Annotated in this window: 20 protein-coding genes; 15 read left to right on the plus strand and 5 right to left on the minus strand. The window is 39.7% G+C overall.

Features of this window, described 5'->3' with window-relative positions; genetic code table 11:
- Window positions 1-37: 37 nt before the first annotated feature.
- Both RR45_RS04100 and RR45_RS04105 read right to left on the minus strand, forming a co-directional pair.
- Window positions 38-745 (minus strand): gamma-glutamyl-gamma-aminobutyrate hydrolase family protein, encoded by a 708-nt coding sequence (locus tag RR45_RS04100; RefSeq protein WP_031365407.1) that lies wholly within the window; start codon window positions 743-745, stop codon window positions 38-40.
- The gene (locus tag RR45_RS04105; protein ID WP_031365408.1) at window positions 742-1,407 is read right to left on the minus strand and encodes a redox-sensing transcriptional repressor Rex; all 666 of its coding nucleotides are present in this window, start codon (window positions 1,405-1,407) and stop codon (window positions 742-744) included. Before RR45_RS04105 ends, RR45_RS04100 begins: the two co-directional genes overlap by 4 nt.
- A gap of 249 nt (window positions 1,408-1,656) precedes the next feature.
- On the opposite strand from RR45_RS04105, the gene RR45_RS04110 reads away from it, so the two are divergent.
- The 10 genes from RR45_RS04110 (at window position 1,657) to RR45_RS04155 (ending at window position 11,351) form a co-directional block, all read left to right on the plus strand.
- The gene (locus RR45_RS04110; protein ID WP_031365409.1) at window positions 1,657-3,567 is read left to right on the plus strand and encodes an ABC-F family ATP-binding cassette domain-containing protein; all 1,911 of its coding nucleotides are present in this window, start codon (window positions 1,657-1,659) and stop codon (window positions 3,565-3,567) included.
- Window positions 3,568-3,573: 6 nt separating this feature from the next.
- Window positions 3,574-4,704 carry a UDP-galactopyranose mutase gene (gene glf, locus RR45_RS04115; protein WP_031365410.1) on the plus strand — a complete coding sequence of 377 codons (1,131 nt, stop codon included), beginning with the start codon at window positions 3,574-3,576 and terminating at the stop codon, window positions 4,702-4,704.
- An 86-nt stretch (window positions 4,705-4,790) separates the two neighbouring features.
- On the plus strand, window positions 4,791-5,423 hold the full coding sequence (pyrE, locus tag RR45_RS04120) for an orotate phosphoribosyltransferase (RefSeq protein WP_031365411.1): 633 nt from the start codon (window positions 4,791-4,793) through the stop codon (window positions 5,421-5,423).
- 68 nt (window positions 5,424-5,491) lie between these two features.
- Window positions 5,492-6,757, plus strand: coding sequence for a dihydroorotase (locus tag RR45_RS04125; protein ID WP_031365412.1), 1,266 nt, complete (start codon window positions 5,492-5,494; stop codon window positions 6,755-6,757).
- Between the two features lie 98 nt (window positions 6,758-6,855).
- Window positions 6,856-7,443, plus strand: a complete 588-nt coding sequence (locus RR45_RS04130; protein WP_031365413.1) for a DUF1054 family protein — start codon at window positions 6,856-6,858, stop codon at window positions 7,441-7,443.
- Window positions 7,444-7,586: 143 nt separating this feature from the next.
- Window positions 7,587-8,519 (plus strand): homoserine O-succinyltransferase, encoded by a 933-nt coding sequence (locus tag RR45_RS04135; protein ID WP_031365414.1) that lies wholly within the window; start codon window positions 7,587-7,589, stop codon window positions 8,517-8,519.
- Between the two features lie 35 nt (window positions 8,520-8,554).
- On the plus strand, window positions 8,555-9,265 hold the full coding sequence (locus RR45_RS04140) for a DnaD domain-containing protein (protein ID WP_072353506.1): 711 nt from the start codon (window positions 8,555-8,557) through the stop codon (window positions 9,263-9,265).
- Window positions 9,255-9,899: an endonuclease III gene (gene nth / locus RR45_RS04145; protein WP_031365416.1), complete on the plus strand. Its 645-nt coding sequence runs from the start codon at window positions 9,255-9,257 to the stop codon at window positions 9,897-9,899. Before RR45_RS04140 ends, nth begins: the two co-directional genes overlap by 11 nt.
- Entirely contained in the window at window positions 9,896-10,594 is a 699-nt protein-coding gene (locus RR45_RS04150; protein WP_031365417.1) for a tRNA (adenine(22)-N(1))-methyltransferase, read from the plus strand. Before nth ends, RR45_RS04150 begins: the two co-directional genes overlap by 4 nt.
- Window positions 10,581-11,351, plus strand: coding sequence for a Nif3-like dinuclear metal center hexameric protein (locus tag RR45_RS04155; protein ID WP_031365418.1), 771 nt, complete (start codon window positions 10,581-10,583; stop codon window positions 11,349-11,351). The genes RR45_RS04150 and RR45_RS04155 overlap by 14 nt, the downstream gene beginning before the upstream one ends.
- Before the next feature lie 405 nt (window positions 11,352-11,756).
- Here the strand turns inward: RR45_RS04155 and RR45_RS04160 are convergent, their stop codons facing one another.
- From RR45_RS04160 to RR45_RS04170, 3 genes are all read right to left on the minus strand, one after another.
- Entirely contained in the window at window positions 11,757-12,329 is a 573-nt protein-coding gene (locus RR45_RS04160) for a TetR/AcrR family transcriptional regulator (protein ID WP_031365419.1), read from the minus strand.
- Between the two features lie 96 nt (window positions 12,330-12,425).
- Entirely contained in the window at window positions 12,426-13,232 is an 807-nt protein-coding gene (gene yidA / locus RR45_RS04165; protein WP_031365420.1) for a sugar-phosphatase, read from the minus strand.
- Between the two features lie 53 nt (window positions 13,233-13,285).
- A complete protein-coding gene (locus RR45_RS04170; RefSeq protein WP_031365421.1) occupies window positions 13,286-14,605 on the minus strand; it encodes an HD domain-containing protein in 1,320 nt (439 codons plus the stop codon).
- Window positions 14,606-14,931: 326 nt separating this feature from the next.
- Between RR45_RS04170 and RR45_RS04175 the strand changes: the two genes are divergently transcribed.
- The 5 genes from RR45_RS04175 to purN all read left to right on the plus strand — a co-directional run bounded on the left by RR45_RS04175 (window position 14,932) and on the right by purN (window position 18,927).
- Window positions 14,932-15,885 (plus strand): thiamine pyrophosphate-dependent dehydrogenase E1 component subunit alpha, encoded by a 954-nt coding sequence (locus tag RR45_RS04175; protein ID WP_031365422.1) that lies wholly within the window; start codon window positions 14,932-14,934, stop codon window positions 15,883-15,885.
- Window positions 15,878-16,834 (plus strand): alpha-ketoacid dehydrogenase subunit beta, encoded by a 957-nt coding sequence (locus RR45_RS04180; protein WP_031365423.1) that lies wholly within the window; start codon window positions 15,878-15,880, stop codon window positions 16,832-16,834. The genes RR45_RS04175 and RR45_RS04180 overlap by 8 nt, the downstream gene beginning before the upstream one ends.
- Entirely contained in the window at window positions 16,835-17,215 is a 381-nt protein-coding gene (locus tag RR45_RS04185) for a YwiB family protein (protein ID WP_072353508.1), read from the plus strand.
- Window positions 17,216-17,362: 147 nt separating this feature from the next.
- Window positions 17,363-18,385: a phosphoribosylformylglycinamidine cyclo-ligase gene (gene purM, locus RR45_RS04190; protein ID WP_031365425.1), complete on the plus strand. Its 1,023-nt coding sequence runs from the start codon at window positions 17,363-17,365 to the stop codon at window positions 18,383-18,385.
- The gene (gene purN, locus RR45_RS04195; protein WP_031365426.1) at window positions 18,382-18,927 is read left to right on the plus strand and encodes a phosphoribosylglycinamide formyltransferase; all 546 of its coding nucleotides are present in this window, start codon (window positions 18,382-18,384) and stop codon (window positions 18,925-18,927) included. The genes purM and purN overlap by 4 nt, the downstream gene beginning before the upstream one ends.
- The last annotated feature ends 41 nt before the right edge of the window (window positions 18,928-18,968 follow it).

An 18,968-nucleotide genomic window follows, 5' to 3' on the forward strand; every position in this document is an offset into this window, starting at 1 on the left:
AAATGCTCAAAAAAACGCCTCAATGTGAGACGTCTCATTAAAGATTAAAAACCGCGTAACGAAAGAAAGCTAAATCTTCGTCGCGTACATTATACATAAAATCAGGATGCCATTGAACGCCTAAAAAACGTAGATTTGGATCAGTTGATTGCAAAGCCTCTATGATATGGTCATCAAGGGACTTGGCAATCACCTCAAGTTGCGGTGCAAGCTGTTTGATACTTTGTCGGTGGAAAGAGTTAACATGCGCCTTGCGGCCATAAATTAAATCTAGTGGCGAATGCTTAGAGATGAGGACATCGTGAGAAGTCTGTGTCATTGCTTTATCCTGCCAATGGTTCTGAATTTGCTGATTGAGTGATCCTCCGAGGACGACATTAACCAATTGCATCCCGCGACAGACACCAACGATTGGCTTATTTTGTTTGATAGCTTCGTTAATCAAGGCAATTTCAAAGGCATCACGTTCACGATTATAGTCACTGGATTGAATCGTTTCAACTTCGCCATAAAATTCTGGCGCAACATTTTGTCCACCAGCTAAGACCAATTTGTCAATCATAGAAATATAACGTTTGGCATGCATCGGGTCACCAATAGGAATCATAATTGGGAGACCACCAACAAGTTGAACGGCTTTGATATAGCCAGAAGGGTTATAGGAAATGGCCATATGGCCCATGTCATCTCCCGCATCTCGTCGCTCATTTGCAGCAACACCGATAATAGGTTGTAAAGTAGTCATAGCTTATTTTCAATTTCTTTTTTATCTTGCATAAAAAATAAGAGTGTTTGAAGTTCACTCGTCAAGTCAACAGACTGAACTGTGATATTTTCTGGCACTTGGAGACGTCTCGGTGTGAAGTTGAGAATACCTATAATCCCAGCTTCAATTAAAAGGTCAGCAACTTCCTGAGCACGATCTGATTGGACGGAGATGATAGCAGTTTCAATATTAGCATCTGCCAGATTTTTTTGAATATCTGAGATATTGTAAATTGGGATACCGTCGTCAGTTTTCGTTCCAACGAGCGGGTTACCCGCGACATCATAGGCTTGGGTAATCCGCATTTTATTGCGGTCATGAAAACGATAGTTAATCAGTGCGCGACCTAAATTACCGACACCGACAAGGGCAATATTGGTCTCTGCTGAGTCACCTAATAAATTGCCGAAAAAGTCACGAAGCGCAGTAGTATCATAGCCATAGCCACGTCTACCAAGTTCACCAAACAGTGAAAAATCACGTCTGACGGTTGCAGAGTCAACGCCTAGTCTTGCGGCGATTGCTTGAGAGTTGGTTCGGTCAACTTTGTCAGCCACAAATTGTTTAAAAATGCGATAATATTGTGGCAGACGTTTGGCGGTTGCCTTGGGTAAAACTTCATTAAATTTTGTTACGACCATAAAAGTAAAGACTCCTTCAGTATTCTTTGTGAATAGATTACCAAAAGTTTGTGAAGTTGTCAAACAAAATCAACTAGCGTATTAGATTATACTCATCTGGTTAAAGAAAGTGAACAACATTTTGGAGATATTTTTTGTCAATTTGAGGCGACAAGGCTTGTCAATGAAGAAGTGGCAGAAAATAGCCGAAAACGTTTACTTTATTTACCTAGATGAGTATGAAAGGCTTTTTTGTGGTAAAATAGACCTATGATTTTACTACAAGGAAACAATATTTCAAGGACTTTTGGTGCAGATGTCCTATTTGAAAAGATAAATTTTACAATTCAAGATAATTCACGAGTCTCACTCGTCGGGCGCAATGGTGCAGGAAAGTCAACGTTACTAAAAATTATTGCAGATGTGGAGACACCAAGCTCTGGTGAGATTTCAAAGACTAAAAATTTGACCATGTCTTACTTAGCTCAAGAGACTAACTTTTCATCTGAGCAGACGATTTATGATGAAATGCTCAGTGTTTTTGAGGAGCAAATTGGGCAAGAAAAGCAATTACGCCAGATGGAAGCACAAATGGGAGAACTATCAGGTGCTGACTTATCTAGTTTGATGACGCGCTATGACAGCTTGACTGAAACATTTCGCCAAAATAAAGGGTTTACCTACGAATCCGACATCAAAAACGTCTTAAATGGTTTTAAGTTTGACGAGTCTTTTTGGGCGCAGTCAGTTTCAAGTTTATCAGGTGGTCAAAAAACGCGTTTGGCTTTGGCTAAAATTTTGCTTGAAAACCCATCTTTTTTGATTCTCGATGAACCGACCAATCACTTGGATATCGAAACGCTCTTGTGGCTCGAAAATTACTTGAAAAACTATCGTGGTGCGATTTTAATTGTTAGTCATGACCGTTATTTTTTAGATAAAGTGACAACTGAAACACTAGAATTGTCACGAGGTAAACTTGAAAAATATGTTGGTAATTATAGTCAATATATCAAACTTAAAGCTGAAAAACTCGCGACACAAGCTAAACAATATGATAAACAGCAAAAAGAAATCGCTAGCCTAGAAGATTTTGTCAATCGAAATCTAGCGCGAGCATCGACGACAAAACGTGCGCAATCAAGACGAAAGAAACTTGAGAAAATGGCGCGATTGGACCAGCCTCTCGCGAATGAAAAATCAGCACATTTCACGTTTTCACCAGCTATTGAATCAGGGAACGTCGTTTTAACTGTTGAAAATGGCGCGGTTGGTTATGATAAGGAAGTTTTGTCAAGTCCGATTAATTTAGACGAGCGCAAATATGATTCAATTGCGATTGTCGGGCCAAATGGGATAGGCAAATCGACGTTAATCAAGTCTATCGTAGGTAAAATCCCTTTGATTGAGGGGACAGTTAATTTAGGCGCTAACGTTGCTATGGGGTATTATGACCAAGAACAGCGTGATTTGACGCCTTCTAATACGGTATTAGAAGAACTTTGGAAAGACCATAGCCTTGTGCCAGAGGTTGAAATTCGGAATCGTCTGGGTGCTTTCCTTTTTTCAGGAGATGATGTGCAAAAAGCTGTCGGCATGTTATCTGGTGGCGAAAAAGCACGTTTACTCCTAGCTAAGCTATCAATGCAAAATGATAATTTCTTGGTACTTGATGAGCCAACCAATCACTTGGATATTGATAGCCGTGAAGTTTTGGAAAATGCGCTTATCGATTTTGATGGTACACTGTTATTTGTCAGTCATGACCGGTATTTCATTAACAGAGTTGCCGATAAAGTTCTTGAAATCTCTGCCGAAGGTAGCAAACTTTACTTGGGTGATTACGACTATTACTTGGAGAAAAAGGCTGAGGAGGCTGAAATCGCTGCACTTTTATCAGCAGAAAATGACGCTATCTCAGAACAGTCAGTACCTTCTAGTTATCAAGCCTCAAAAAATGACCAAAAATGGCGTCGGAAATTGACACGAGAGATTGAGGCTCTGGATGAGCAGTTACAGGTGTTTGATGTCTCAATTACTGAACTGCATGAGCAAATGGTTGAGTCATCAGAAGATTTTGTCAAATTAGGTGAGTTACAAAAAGCATTAGATGCAATGATGGCAGAAAAAGAAACTGTTGAAGAATTATGGCTGGAAAAATCTGAAGAACTTGGTGAATAAGTAATCGTGAAATACAATATAAAAAAATATGATTATCTTATTGTCGGTGCGGGGCCATTTGGCGCGACATTTGCGCATGAGGCGGCATTGCGCGGCAAGCGGTGTCTGGTTATCGAGCGTCGTAGTCATTTAGGTGGTAATCTATATACACACCAAGAAAATGGCATCAATGTTCACGATTATGGTGCGCATATCTTTCACACAGATAAGAAACCTGTCTGGGATTACGTCAATCAATTCACTGAATTTAATGGTTATATTAATCAAGTTATTGCTAATTATAAAGGAGATTTGTACAATCTTCCCTTTAATATGAATACCTTTTATCAGATGTGGCGAGTAAAGACACCAGCCGAAGCGCAGGCAAAAATTGCTGAACAGCGGGAGGCTGCAGGGATTACTGGTACACCTAAAAATTTAGAAGAGCAGGCGATTTCGCTTATCGGGACAGATATTTATGAAAAGTTAATCAAGGGTTACACAGAAAAACAATGGGGGCGTAAGGCAACTGAATTACCAAGTTTTATTATTCGTCGCTTGCCAACACGTTTTACCTTTGATAACAATTACTTTAATCATCGTTACCAAGGTGTACCAGTAGCTGGCTATACTGCAATTTTTGAAAAAATGTTAAACCATGACTTGATTGATGTGCGATTAGAGACTGACTTTTTTTCAGATAAAGAAACTTATTTGGCTGAATTTCCGCGTATTGTCTACACTGGGATGATTGATCAATTTTTTGGCTACAAATTTGGCGAGTTAGAATATCGCAGTGTCCGATTTGAGTCTGAGCTACTGGCAACTGATAATGCGCAAGGTAATGCGGTCATTAACTATACAGATGCTGAAACACCATATACACGGGTTATGGAATGGCGTCATTTTGACCAAAACGGGGATGATGATGTCACAATCTTAACTCGAGAATACCCTCAAGATTGGGATTGTCAAAAAGAGGCGTACTATCCAGTCAATGATGAGAAGAATTCAACTTTATTTAAACAATACCGTGATGAAGCGAAAAAATATGAAAAAGTAATCATGGGTGGTCGTCTTGGAAACTACCAGTACTATGATATGGATCAAGTTTTTTATGCAGCACTTGAGGCAGTCAAGCAAGAATTTAAACAATAGTAAGAAAAATTACCACTATCCTAGCCATTTCAAACCCATCTTATGATAAAATGGTAACAGAACAAAATTTGAAAGAGAGAACAATCATGCAAACACTATCTCGTGAAATTGCCAAAGACTTACTGGACATCAAGGCGGTTTTTCTTCAACCGAACGATCCTTTTACTTGGGCAAGCGGTATTAAATCACCGATTTATACGGATAATCGGATTACGATCTCCTATCCAGAAGTACGCCGTCGCATTGCACAAGGCTTTGCTGACCGCATTCGTGCTGAATTTCCTGATGTTGAAGTGATTGCAGGTGCTGCGACTGGTGGCGTGCCTCATGCGGCTTGGGTTGCTGAAATCCTTGATTTACCAATGGTTTATATCCGCTCTAAAGCTAAGGACCATGGTGCAGGTAATCAAATTGAAGGTCGTATTATTAAGCATCAAAAAATGGTCATTATTGAAGACTTGATTTCAACAGGTGGTTCGGTAATTGGAACTGCTGAGGCAGCAAATCGTGAAGGCGCTGATGTCTTAGGTGTTGCAGCTATTTTTACTTACGAACTACCACGTGGAATTGAGAATTTTGAAAAAGCAAATCTGCCTTTGATTACGCTCTCAAATTATTCTGATTTGATTGAGATTGCTAAAGTTATCGGCTATGTCAATGCGGATGAGTTAGAGTTATTAAAAAAATTCAAGCAAAACCAGAATACTTGGCAAGATTAAAAGTTATACTGATTTGAGTATATCATCAGTTGATTAACATCGTTCAATAAGATAAAAGAGGACCCGAAATGAAACTTATAAAAAATGGCCGTGTCATAGATCCTAAGAGCCAATTTGATGCAATTGCTGATATTTTGATTGATGGTCAGAAAATCATTGCAATTGGTCAAGACTTAGTTAGAGAAGATGCTGAAATTATTGATGCGACTGATAAAATTGTGGCACCTGGCTTGATTGATATTCATGTCCATTTTCGTGAACCTGGTCAAACGCATAAGGAAGACATCCATACGGGGAGTTTGGCTGCAGCGCGTGGTGGTTTTACAACTGTCGTGATGATGGCAAATACCAATCCAACTGTTTCAACGGTTGAGACTTTATCAGAGGTTCTGTCATCTGCGGATCGTGAAAGTATTCATGTTAAGAGTGTTGCAACCATTACCGATAAGTTCGATGGGCAAACGCTGACGGATTTTGAGTCGCTTTTAAAAGCGGGTGCGGCTGGTTTTTCTGACGATGGTATCCCGTTTACCGATGCTGGTCGGGTGCGTCGGGCGATGCAAAAAGCTGCGTCGTTTGACACGATTTTAGTGCTACATGAAGAGGATCCTCAATTAACGGGGGTTTTAGGGATCAATGATGGTGCGATTGCGCATCAATGTGGTGTGATTGGTGCGCCAACGGTTTCTGAGTATAGTATGGTGGCGCGTGATGCAATGCTAGCCTTAGATACAAAGGCGCGTGTACATTTTCAGCATTTGTCGGCAGGTGAATCGGTTGATGTGATACGTTTTGCTAAGTCTTTAGGTGCGCAGGTGACTGCGGAAGTGACGCCTCAGCATTTTTCGATCACAGAAGATGCGATTTTGACACATGGTACTAGTGCTAAACTCAATCCACCTTTGCGCCAGTCATCAGATATTGAAAAATTGATTGTTGGTTTGCAAGATGGGACGATTGACGTGATTGCAACGGACCATGCACCGCATACACACGCTGAAAAAGATCAAGAATTCACGAAAGCACCGTCTGGTATGATTGGACTAGAAACATCGTTATCACTTGGCTTAACGCATTTGGTTGCTCCCGGCCATTTATCTCTTATGAGTTTACTAGAAAAAATGACCAGTAATCCAGCGCAAGTTATGCGTTTAGATGCAGGTTATTTAGCCGAAAATGGCGCGGCAGATCTTGTGATTTTTGATGCGGATGCGGTGCGTAAAGTTACGACTGACTTTGCCTCTAAATCTAGTAATTCACCGTTTGTTGGTAATCAATTACAAGGTGTAATTGCTTATACGATTTGTGATGGTGAGATTGTTTATCAAGCTTGATAAACCTTATTTTTGTGGTAAAAGAAGATGATGAGGGCATCATCTTCTTTGATTTTAAACTAGATATAACAAATGCAAGCATATAGTAGGAGTTGCTAGTGAAATGTTTTAATGAAGAGTCTTTCAAGGTTTTTGATGTTGAAGGATTAGATGAGCGAATGGTAGCTATTCGTGCTAATATCCAACCGATTTTTGCTGAAATAATGGCTGAAGTTTCAGCGCGTTTGAGTGATGATGTGGGGTATGAGACTTTTGTACACATTGCCCAACATCGGAGACGTACGAGATATGCGCCTGAAAACACATGGTCAGCGATTTCTGATAATAAACGGGGCTACAAGTCCCAGGCTCATTTACAGTTAGGGATTTGGGATAACTATGTCTTTATGTATTTATCAATTATTGATAACCCTGCCAAACGTGAGCAATATGCGGACTATTTAGCTGAACATCATGAGTTTCCAGATGATTTTGTCTATTCACTGGATCATACCAAATCTGAATTTTTCTCTGTGACTGCAGGGGTAGAAAAAGGAATCCAGCGCTTGCACGATGTGAAGAAGGGGGAATTTGAAGTCGGACGGATTATTTCCCGAGATGCTAAAATTTGGCAAGAAGATCCACAAACCTATATTTTAGAGACTTTTAAGACTTTATTTCCACTTTATCAGCATTTAAATGCTTGAAAACTATTGATATATAGTTATTTTTTATAGCTATTTATAGTTTCATCATAGTTTAAAACTATGCTTAATCATGATAAAATAGAGGAATGATGTACATCGTTTTGATGTAGCGTCAGAAATTGGGTGCAGAAAGGAGAAATGGGATGCCTGTAAAAGTGAATAGTCAGTTGCCAGCTGTCAAGATATTAGAAGCTGATAATATTTTTGTGATGGATGAAGCGAGAGCTGCGCAGCAAGATATTAGAACATTAAAGATTTTGGTGGTTAATCTTATGCCTCGTAAAATGGTGACTGAAACGCAGTTGTTGGCTTTATTGTCTAATACGCCTTTACAAATTAATGTCGATTTTTTGCATATGATGACGCATCAATCTAAAAATATTACGCAAAATCATCTGGATACTTTCTATAAGTGTTTTAATGATATCAAGTCTGATTATTATGATGGCATGATTGTAACAGGTGCACCTGTCGAAAATTTAGATTTTGAGGCAGTTGACTACTGGGATGAATTGCATCAGGTTTTAGATTGGTCACGGACACATGTTTATTCGACTTTGCATATTTGTTGGGGCGCACAGGCTGGGTTATATGCACGTTACGGTATTCCTAAACATCCTTTGGCACAAAAGTTATGGGGAGTTTATCATCAAACGGTAGAGAATCCGAAACATGTTTTATTTCGAGGTTTTGATGATGATTTTGTCGCACCACATTCTCGGAGTACTGAGACTTATGCGAGTGAGTTACCACATGATTTTGAGATTCTTTCTTATGGTGAAACTTCGGGATTATCTCTAGTTGTCAAGAAAAATTTGCGTGAGATTTACAGCTTTGGACATTTAGAGTATGATCGGATGACTTTAGATTTTGAATATCAGCGGGATAAGGCTGAATTCGGTGAGGATATTGTACCAGATGCCTACTATCCGAATGATGATCCGACACAAAAACCCAAGATGACTTGGTCTAGCGCTGCCAGCCTTTTCTTTTCAAACTGGTTGAATTATGCAGTTTATCAAGATACACCCTATGATTTGCGTGAACTCGCGAAATACGAATATTTTAATCTTTAACCACCGATTTGGTGGTTTTTTGGTATAATGAAATCATGACTTATTATGATCAATTCAAAAAAAATATCGTCTTACCACAGGCGATATTGACACATATTTTAGATATTTTCCCGACACTCATGAGTTTTAATGTCTGGCTTTATTTTTATGGTAATGAATCCTTAGCGCCGAGTCAAATTGCTGGCTTTTTACAGATGACAACAGCAGAGGTTAATCAAGAAATCAATCTCTTGACAGATTCAGAGACGTTAACAGCTGAATTTGATGAGTCTACAGGCGAGATGCGCTTTGATACACATCCAGCTTTTGCAAAATTAGATAATTTCATATCAGCTACAAGCAATCAAGCCTCAATCTCTGATTCTGAACTGGACAATGAAATAGAAACGATTTCTGATATTGCGAGATTGATTGCAGCCTTTGAGCCGGAAATGCCAGGCGGTTTAACACCGATTAATATTGAAGAACTGCAAAAATGGTTGAGCGATGATAAATTTGATGTAGGCTTAATCCTTCAAGCCTTAAGGGAAGCAGCGTTAAATCGCAAAGTTTCACTACCTTATATTCGGGCGATTTTGCGCAACTGGCGCACTAATGGCATCGTGACAGCGCGTGATATAGCAGATAATCGTGAAGCGCGTGAGATGCGTCAGGCAGAGCAACAGAGTGATACAACCTTATCAGATGATTACTTTAACTCAGTCGATAGCCTACGCAAGGCTTGGGGGTATGACAATGCTAAGTAAGCAGAAATTTCTCAATGTACTTGCGATTATTGCAGATATGTTTCCTGAGGCACATGGTGAATTGGACGCAGCAACGCCTTTTCAATTGTTGATTGCAGTGATTTTGTCAGCTCAGGCGACTGATAAGGGGGTCAATAAGGCAACGCCAGCACTTTTTGCTAAATACCCTGATAGTCAAAGCCTAGCCTCGGCAGATGTTTCAGACGTTGAAAACTTGATCAAGACCATTGGCCTATATCGCAGTAAAGCTAAAAACATCGTGAGAACAGCTGAGATGATCGAGACTGAGTTTGGGGGTGAAATTCCGAGGGATAAAGACTTGTTACAGACTTTACCTGGTGTCGGTCGGAAAACAGCAAACGTTGTGCTTGGGGATGCTTTTGGTATTCCTGGTATCGCTGTGGATACACATGTCGAACGCGTATCGAAACGTTTACAGTTAGTCAAACAATCGGCGACTGTCACGGAAGTAGAAGAAAAGTTGATGAAAGTTGTCCCTGAAAAAGATTGGGTCGTGACGCATCACCGCTTGATTTTCTTTGGTCGCTATCACTGTACCGCTCGTGCGCCTAAATGCGTCGCTTGCCCTGTTCTACCCTATTGTCACTTTGGAGAAAAAACGGTTTTAAAATGAAAAATGAAAAATTATCAAAACGTCTGACACAAGTTGGAGAATTTGTCCCGCAAGATGCTGTTTTATTAGATGTCGGGAGCGACCATGCTTACTTGCCAATTCATCTCGTGAAATCCGAGCGTATAAGCAAGGCTATTGCTGGCGAAGTCGTTAAAGGCCCGTATGAGAGTGCTGTAGCAAATGTTAAATCAGCTGGCTTAGAAGAGCAAATAGCAGTTAGACTTGCCAATGGCTTAGCTGCTTTTGATCCAGCAGTTGACGATGTGACAACAATCACGATAGCTGGCATGGGCGGTCACTTAATTGCTGAAATTTTGGAGGACGGGCGCGATAAGTTGTGCCAAGTGTCAACCCTGATTTTACAACCTAATAATGGCGAACGCCATTTGAGACAATGGTTGCAAGCACACGATTTCACGATTTCTGATGAAAAAATTTTAGCAGAAAATGACAAGATTTATGAAATTATCGTCGCACATCCAGGAAAGTCAGCTGATAAATTAACGGAAGCCGAGCTTTACTTTGGTCCCTTTCTACTACAAGAAAAATCAGCAGTCTTTCTCGAAAAATGGGCATCAGAGTTAACCGCTAATCAAGCGATTATGGCAAAAATTCCAGACTCAGCCCAACAAAAAAAAGCTGAGTTTTCAGCAAAAATCGCCAAAATCAAGGAGGTTATAAATGTTAGCCAGTGATTTTTTCGCACGATATGAAGCTTATTGTCCTAAAGAGCTTGCCATGGCAGATGATCCAGTCGGTCTGCAAATTGGTACCCTCAACAAAGACATTCAAAAGGTTATGGTCACGCTAGATATTCGCGAGCAGACTGTTCAGGAAGCAATCGAACAAAATGTCGACGTGATTTTGGCTAAGCATCCCGTGATTTTTAGACCGCTTGATAATCTGACAGACCAAGATACACAGCAAAAAATCATCTTGGACTTGGCGCGTGCAGGCATTGCAGTTTACACTAGCCATACTAATATTGACATTGTAGAAAACGGCCTCAATGACTGGTTTTGTGAGCTGCTAGACATCACCGAAACTGAAAATTTGACTGACTTTGGTCTAGGTCGTGTTGGTAATATCCAACCGCAAACTCTGGGAGACTTTTCAGAAAAAGTCAAAACAGTCTTTGAACTATCAGGCTTAACCATTGTCTCATATGCGCAATCACTCGACCAAGAAATTAAACGTGTTGCCATTTGTGGTGGCAGCGGTGGTAAATTCTATCCAGAAGCCATTGCCAAACAAGCTGATGTCTATGTAACGGGTGATATTTATTATCATACAGCGCATGATATGCTATCACAAGGTCTTCTAGCAATAGATCCAGGTCACCATATTGAAGTGTTATTTGTCAAAAAAGTGGCACGGCTACTCAGAGATTTTAAGACAGATGTCACGATCATCGAAAGTAGTCGCCTTACAAATCCGTTTATAAAAAAATGATGCCTGTTTGAACTGGCATCATTTTTTAATTATTTTTGGCTATTGGCTTGTAAGATTTTAAGCTCAGCTAACTCATCAACATAGAACTGTTCAACCAGATCAGGTGTAGTCACTTTTCTAACCATATTCAGGATCAACCAACTATTTTGAATCGGTCAGCTGTTTGACATCAAAATTGGGATATATCAATCAAAAGTATGGGCTAAGTCAGAATCATTTGTCTTGTAAAACTTAACTTGCTTCAGGCATTCAATTTATTATTCTTGAAGTAAATGACAGCATAATTTACATAATCATCAATTGTATAATATTTCACCACACGTTTAACAAATGTCTCATTATTCATTTTATGAAAGAGCTTCGTAATTAAGGCCAACATCTTTTAAACTTATCAGGTTAATAGACTTAACGACTAATCGGTACGATATTTGGATTTTTGAGAATGTAAGTAATGATTTCTTCAAATAAGGAAACAAGGTATTCATCAGTATAAGTTCGGATACCAGCGATACTTGAAGCAGCCATACCATTGACAACAATCCATGTCCGAATGTGTAGCGCCTCGATTTGATCATCAGTCAAATCTTTATACTTATCAGATTTTGCGGCAAGTTTCTTATAGTTTTCAAAAGAATAGTCAAACATTAGATGATTGCGAGCAAACCCTTCAACAAAGAGCGCACGATAAAGATTCGGATTCGTTTCAGAAAAACGGATAAAGGCAATTGCCAAAGACACGAGAGGATCATCCGCATATTTTTCATTAAGTTTAACATCAAACATGTAGTGGAAAACGTGTGATAAAACGGCTCGTTTATAGTTCTCCATGTTCTTAAAAGCGCCATAAATTGGTTGTGTCGAAATGCCAAATTTTTGCGCAACATCACGAGCGGTGAATTTTCCAAAACCATAGGTATTCAAATATTGAAAACCAAAATCAAGCAACATTTCATCAGTAATAACTTTTTTACGCGGCATATCTTATTTCCTCCGTAGCCCTTGGTTATGGGCTCATAAATAGTAGTGTTGTAGCACTAGATAGTAGTATGTAATAGGTAAAACGAATTAGTAGTTTTAAAGCACCCACTCATTAATCGCGTGAGCCACACCAGATGCTTCGTTAGATTTGGTGATGTATTTCGCTATTTTCTTGAGTTCTGGGTTACCATTTGCCATGACAACTGGGTTGCCAACGGCCTCTAACATTGAGCGGTCATTTTCTTCGTCGCCAATGGCCATGGTTTCTTCATGCGATATCCCTAACTTTTCAGCCAAGTGCTGGACGGCTAGTCCCTTACTCGCGTTTTTGTTAAGGATTTCAAGATAGAATGGTGTTGATTTAACGATTGTATAACGCTCTCTGAAACGTGGTGGCAGTTTTGCAATCGTCGCATCCAATTTTTCGGGCTCATCAATATACATCATCTTGATGATTTCGTGTTTGCTCATTTCTGCAGCAGTCCGATATTTTAATGGCAAGCCTGTAATATAAGCCTCATTGACCGAAAACTTACTGATATTGCGGTTATGCGTATAGATAGTAGACATGGTAATCGAGTGAAGTGGCGTATCAAGTCTGCGACTCTCCATTTCAATATCTAAGTAGTCATTGTAAGTTAAAGGTTCATCGATGAAAGCCTCACCAGTTGCAGTAGCTTGAACTAAAGCACCATTATATGTGATAACATAGTCACCAGCATCTAGTAGGTTTAAAGATTCAAGAATGTTTTTAACCCCTAAAAGTGGTCGACCAGTCGCAATGACGATTTTAACGCCAGCTGCCTTAGCTTTTTGAATCGCATCAAAAACTTCAGGTGTGATTTCTCGATTATTATTGACAAGTGTACCGTCAATATCGATAGCAACAAGTTTAATAGACATGATGATATGATATGAGTCATGTATCTGACTCAGTTCCTTTCTACGTAATTGACTTAAAGTCTTTCTTTTCCTAAAAAATGATCGTTTTTAATATAGCTAATAAAATCTTCTTGCTCAGCTTTAAACAGCGTTTCTGGACTGAGTATATCCCTTGGGAAGTAGAAACGATTATCGCCATGTGTTGTGCCAGTTAGTGATTTGACAAGACTTGATAATTCGGATAATTCAGTTAAAGTGCCATCTTTTTGCATGATCTCAATTTGTGTTCGAGGATTTTGGAGTTCAGGTCTGTACAAATCATAAGGCAAATCAAAGTTGGAGTGGACGGCTGTATAGTAATCTGTATCAAATCCAATTTTTTTAATAATTTGACGCAGAATTTCTAAATCTTTTTCATCAGCACTGTCATATTTAATCGACTTAGCTAATTTACGATTGATGAAAGCATTGCTCAAGTCTGATAAGATTTCATCTGGATGCGTCTGCCAGTTTTGGAAATAAGTGGTCATGACACCATCGTCAAGATGCAGATAGTCTGAAAGTGTGAAATGATGCTCGAAAAATGGGACTAGACGCGGGCTTGTCAGTTTAAAATAGTCCTTTTGTGTCGGGTAGAGGACTTTGGCACGTTTCAAAAGCTGATGTAACAAAACTTCCATGGCACGGCTTGCTGGGTGGAAATAAACCTGCATATACATTTGATAGCGACTTACGATGTAGTCTTCGACAGCATGCATCCCTTGGACTTTAAAAGCAATACCATTATCAACAGGTGTAATCACACGCATAATCCGAGTTAAATCAAATTCACCATAAGTCGCACCGGTATAATAAGAATCTCTTAAGAGATAATCCATCCGATCTGCATCAATTTGACTCGAAATGAGCTGAACAACCTGCTGATTCTCATAATCGTGGGTAATGACACTTGCAATTTTGTCAGGAAAGTCGGGTGCTACTTTTCTCAAGACAGCATTGACCTCTGTAGAAGGATCGGTGATAATATTGACCGTAATCGCCTCATGGTTCGTATCGAAAACGCCTTCAAAAGTATGTGAGAATGCACCATGTCCGACATCATGCAGTAGAGCCGCACATTGTGTGACAAGATTTTCTTCTGGGTGCCAAGTTTCAGGATAGTTTTTGGTAAACATTTCCGTAATTTGCTTGGCAATATTGTAAACACCTAAACAGTGCGTAAAACGGCTATGTTCCGCACCATGAAAGGTATAGCTGGAAGTGCCGAGTTGCTTAATGCGGCGTAATCTCTGAAATTCTGTTGTACCAATCAGGTCATAAATAATTTGGTTGCTGACTGGGATATAATTGTGAACTGGATCACGAAAAACTTTCTCTAATTTTGTATTTGGCATGCTAAGCTTTCTATACTATTATAAGTAATTATATTATAACTTATATAAGTAGTTATATTATAACTTAAATTACTGAAAAATGCACGTCTTTTGATTAAAAAATATCTTAATATTTTCTTACAAATCGTAACAAAATGTCCTTGACTTATTGGCATATAAATTTCATGAAACTAAAATACTTAATTTCTAAAAAATTATCGTATAATAGACTTACATGTGCTTTTTAGATGATTTCAAAATCAAGTTATTCTTGAAACAGAAATATCTGGCGAAAAATAAAAATCAAGACTTTGAGTGGATACGAGTCGGAAGAAAGGAAAGGTATCATGCAAAATATTGAAAAAAATCGTGCATTGACTTGGTACCAAACGATGGTAACTATCCGAGATTTTGAAAATATCATCGATGAAAAAAATCGTGCAGGTTTTTTGTATGGCACGACCCATCTTTATAATGGTCAAGAAGCCATCGCTACTGCCATTTGTGATTTATTATCATCAGAAGATATGATACTTTCAACCCATCGGAATCATGGGCATGCCATTGCCAAAGGCACCAAAACTTATCCTATGTTTGCTGAGATTTTTGGCAAGAAAACAGGAACAAATGGTGGTCACGGGGGGTCTATGCACATTAGTGATATATCAGTCGGAAATTTCGGAGGAAATGGCATCGTTGGTGGGAATTATCCAGTCGCCCTTGGCCTAGCACAAGCTCTGAAAATGGATGGATCAGAGCGCATCGTCGTCTGTTTTTCTGGCGACGGATCGACTAATGAAGGCACATTCCATGAGAGCCTAAATTTAGCTAGCATCTGGAAGTTACCGATTATTTTTGTTGTTGAAAACAATCAATATGCCATGTCAAGTGATGCGTCTGTCATGATTGCAGGGAGTATATCAGAGCGAGCAAAAAATTATAACATGAGCGCTTATAAAGTAGATGGACAAGATGTTTTTGCTGTTCACGATGTCTTTATACAGGCGCGTCAAGATGTCAAAAGTGGCCCAGTTTTGATTGAGGCGGTGACTTATCGCTTTAAAGGTCATTCACGATCGGATAGCGAGCAGTATCGGACGCCAGATGAGTTTTTTAACTGGGAAGACCCGATTAAAAAATTACGTGAGGCTTTGATAGCTGACTATGACGTTTCATCAGAAGAAATCGCTTTGATAGATGAAAAAATCTATCGCCATCTCTCATCAGAGGCTGAGCAAGCCTTAACAGATGAGGATGCTAGCAGTCCAAGTGATATTTGGAAGGCGGTATACAGTGACTAAAACGTATTTACAAGCTGTTAATGAAGGCTTGCGCCAGATTTTAACAACTATACCAGAAAGTTATATTTTGGGTGAAGATGTTGGGACTTACGGTGGAGGATTTGGCGCGACAAAAGGTTTAGTTGCTGATTTTCCAGACCGAGTCTTAGATACGCCAATTTCTGAGGCGGCCATTACGGGAGTTGCGACGGGTTCAGCCTTACTCGGTAAACGGCCTATTCTTGAAATTCAATTCTCTGATTTTTTGACTGTCGCTATTGATCAACTTGTCAATGAGGCAGCAAAAATTCATTTTCTATCAAACGGTGAGCAATCTGTTCCTATGGTTATCCGAGCAGCAAGTGGTTCAGGTACTGGTGCCAGTTCACAACATTCTCAAAGTTTCGAGAACTGGTTTGCTCATGTACCTGGCTTGATTGTCGTCATGCCATCGAATGCTTATGATGCTAAAGGTCTCTTAGTTGCTGCGGTTAAAAATAATAACCCTGTTTTAATTTTTGAGCCTAAATCACTTTATAAAACAGCTATGCCAGTACCGTCAGAACTTTATGAAGTGCCAATCGGTCAAGCTAAAGTCGTTCAATCTGGTTGTGATATCACGATTATCGCCCTCGGGCGAATGGTCGAAGTGGCTAAGACTGTTGCAAGTCAGACAGACATATCTATTGAAATTGTCGATCCAATTACGATTTCACCACTTGATAGTGAGACGCTCGTTGCATCTGCCAAAAAAACTGGTAAGGTCTTAATTTTAACTGAGGCTGCCAAACGCTCAGGCATTTCAGGTGAAATCTTTGCGCAGCTTGTTGAGGCTGGCTTTAGTGGGGCAATCAAACGATTGGGCGGACACTTCATGCCAGTCTCAGCGGCTAAATCAGTTGAGCTTGCACAAGTCCCAACGGCAAAAGAGGTGCTTGCAACCATTGGCACGATGATGGAGGAGGTTTAAATGGTTAAAATTACGATTGACAACTTGATTCATATAGACCATGAAACTGAAATCATTCATGAGGAATATAAGGGCGATTATCACGAGAAAAACGGGAGTCATTTTCTAGTTTATCAAAACGAGATGAGCGAAAAGGTCGTCATGAAGTATGACACTGAGATGTTGACGATTACACGTTTTTCAAAACCTAGTACGATTATGAAAATGCACCCAGAGGTTGTCACGAAAACTGCAATTGCCACACCTGTTGGCCCGCAGCGTTTCGAGATTAAAACGCAACTTTATAAAAAATCTGCGACTGGTTTTAAAGCGAGCTATCAATTCTGGCAAGGTGAGACAAAAATCGCTCAATATGATTTAGAGATTCATTTTTCTTCTTAGACAAGACGTTTTCTTTAAAAACCGAACATTATCGTTAAAAACTGTCTGAAATGGCAGTTTTTTTGCTGATTTTCTTAGAAATTAACCTATAATGATAAAAAAGGCCGTATTTGAATAGGCTTAAACAAAAGAAAGTTGGAATCAAGAGTGTCTGAAAAAAATGCTTACGCGCAAGCTGGCGTCGATGTAGAGGCTGGATATGAAGTTGTTGAACGGATTAAAAAACACGTGAAACGCACAGAACGTTTAGGCGTTATGGGTGCGCTTGGCGGTTTTGGTGGTATGTTTGACCTAACAACGACAGGCGTAAAAGAACCCGTTCTCGTTTCTGGTACAGATGGCGTTGGTACAAAATTGCTGCTTGCTATCGAGGCGGACAAGCACGACACGATTGGGATTGACTGCGTTGCCATGTGTGTCAACGACATCATCGCCGCAGGTGCAGAACCTCTTTATTTTCTAGATTATGTCGCAACAGGTAAAAACATTCCTGCTAAACTCGAACAAGTCGTTGCAGGTGTCGCAGAAGGCTGTGTCCAGTCTAATGCAGCTCTAGTTGGTGGTGAAACCGCTGAAATGCCTGGGATGTATGGTGAAGATGATTACGACCTTGCTGGATTTGCAGTAGGTGTGGCTGAGAAGTCTCAGATTATCACTGGGGAGAAGATTTCAGAAGGCGATATATTGATTGGTTTAGCCTCTTCTGGTATCCATTCAAATGGTTTTTCACTCGTCCGCAAGGTTTTTGCGGAAACTGATTTAAATATGCAAATGATTGAACTTGGTGGGCAAAAACTAATTGATAATTTGTTAACACCGACGAAAATTTATGTCAAAGATCTCATGCCTTTGGTTAAAGCAGGCGTTATTAATGGTATTTCACATATCACAGGTGGTGGCTTTATTGAGAACATCCCACGGATGTTTGGCGATGACTTGGCAGCAGAAATCAAGGAAGGTACTTGGGAGATTTTGCCGATTTTTGAATTGTTAGAAAAAACAGGCAATCTCAAACACAGTGAGATGTTTGAAATTTTTAACATGGGCTTAGGTATGGTGCTTGCGATTTCACCTGAAAACCTTGAGCAAGCTAAAGCCTTGCTTGACGGTAACTGTTTTGAAATCGGACAAATCGTTAAGCGTGAGACAGCAGCGGTTATCATCAAATGAACTTAGCAGTTTTTGCCAGCGGTTCTGGCACGAATTTTGAAAATCTTGTCAAACAAGGTATTCCGATTACTTTTCTGTTCTCAGATAAGCGAGATGCTCAAGCTTTGATACGGGCTGAAAAATTAGGGATCACAGCACACACGTTTGAGTTAAAAGAATTTGAAAATAAGGCTGCCTATGAGACGGAACTGTTAAAGATTTTGGCACAATATGAAATTGATCTGATCATTCTAGCTGGTTACATGAAAATCGTCAGCCCAACTTTGCTACAAGCTTATGAAGGCAAAATCATTAATATCCACCCTGCTTTTTTACCAGAATTTCCTGGAGCACATGGGATTGAAGATGCTTGGCGTGCAGGTGTCAGGGAGAGTGGTGTGACGATTCATTATGTCGACGCAGGTGTCGATACAGGTCAGATTATCGCCCAACGACGTGTGCCGATTTTACCAAATGACACATTAGAAACATTTGAGGCACGTATTCACGAGATGGAATATTTGCTTTATCCAGAAGTACTGCTTGAGATTTTAGAAAAATAAAAGAGAGACTTGCATGATGAAAATGATGCAAGTTTCTCTTT

The organism is Pseudolactococcus chungangensis CAU 28 = DSM 22330 (genome assembly GCF_002441885.1).
GTDB lineage: Bacteria > Bacillota > Bacilli > Lactobacillales > Streptococcaceae > Pseudolactococcus > Pseudolactococcus chungangensis.

Coding starts and splice junctions, on each gene's coding strand:
- RR45_RS04155 (WP_031365418.1), top strand. CDS start 10,581: ATGTTAGCCAGTGATTTTTTCGCACGATATGAAGCTTATTGTCCTAAA.
- purN (WP_031365426.1), top strand. CDS start 18,382: ATGAACTTAGCAGTTTTTGCCAGCGGTTCTGGCACGAATTTTGAAAAT.
- RR45_RS04135 (WP_031365414.1), top strand. CDS start 7,587: ATGCCTGTAAAAGTGAATAGTCAGTTGCCAGCTGTCAAGATATTAGAA.
- RR45_RS04125 (WP_031365412.1), top strand. CDS start 5,492: ATGAAACTTATAAAAAATGGCCGTGTCATAGATCCTAAGAGCCAATTT.
- RR45_RS04150 (WP_031365417.1), top strand. CDS start 9,896: ATGAAAAATGAAAAATTATCAAAACGTCTGACACAAGTTGGAGAATTT.
- RR45_RS04105 (WP_031365408.1), bottom strand. CDS start 1,407: ATGGTCGTAACAAAATTTAATGAAGTTTTACCCAAGGCAACCGCCAAA.
- RR45_RS04100 (WP_031365407.1), bottom strand. CDS start 745: ATGACTACTTTACAACCTATTATCGGTGTTGCTGCAAATGAGCGACGA.
- RR45_RS04110 (WP_031365409.1), top strand. CDS start 1,657: ATGATTTTACTACAAGGAAACAATATTTCAAGGACTTTTGGTGCAGAT.
- nth (WP_031365416.1), top strand. CDS start 9,255: ATGCTAAGTAAGCAGAAATTTCTCAATGTACTTGCGATTATTGCAGAT.
- RR45_RS04170 (WP_031365421.1), bottom strand. CDS start 14,605: ATGCCAAATACAAAATTAGAGAAAGTTTTTCGTGATCCAGTTCACAAT.
- pyrE (WP_031365411.1), top strand. CDS start 4,791: ATGCAAACACTATCTCGTGAAATTGCCAAAGACTTACTGGACATCAAG.
- RR45_RS04175 (WP_031365422.1), top strand. CDS start 14,932: ATGCAAAATATTGAAAAAAATCGTGCATTGACTTGGTACCAAACGATG.
- yidA (WP_031365420.1), bottom strand. CDS start 13,232: ATGTCTATTAAACTTGTTGCTATCGATATTGACGGTACACTTGTCAAT.
- RR45_RS04160 (WP_031365419.1), bottom strand. CDS start 12,329: ATGCCGCGTAAAAAAGTTATTACTGATGAAATGTTGCTTGATTTTGGT.
- RR45_RS04140 (WP_072353506.1), top strand. CDS start 8,555: ATGACTTATTATGATCAATTCAAAAAAAATATCGTCTTACCACAGGCG.
- RR45_RS04185 (WP_072353508.1), top strand. CDS start 16,835: ATGGTTAAAATTACGATTGACAACTTGATTCATATAGACCATGAAACT.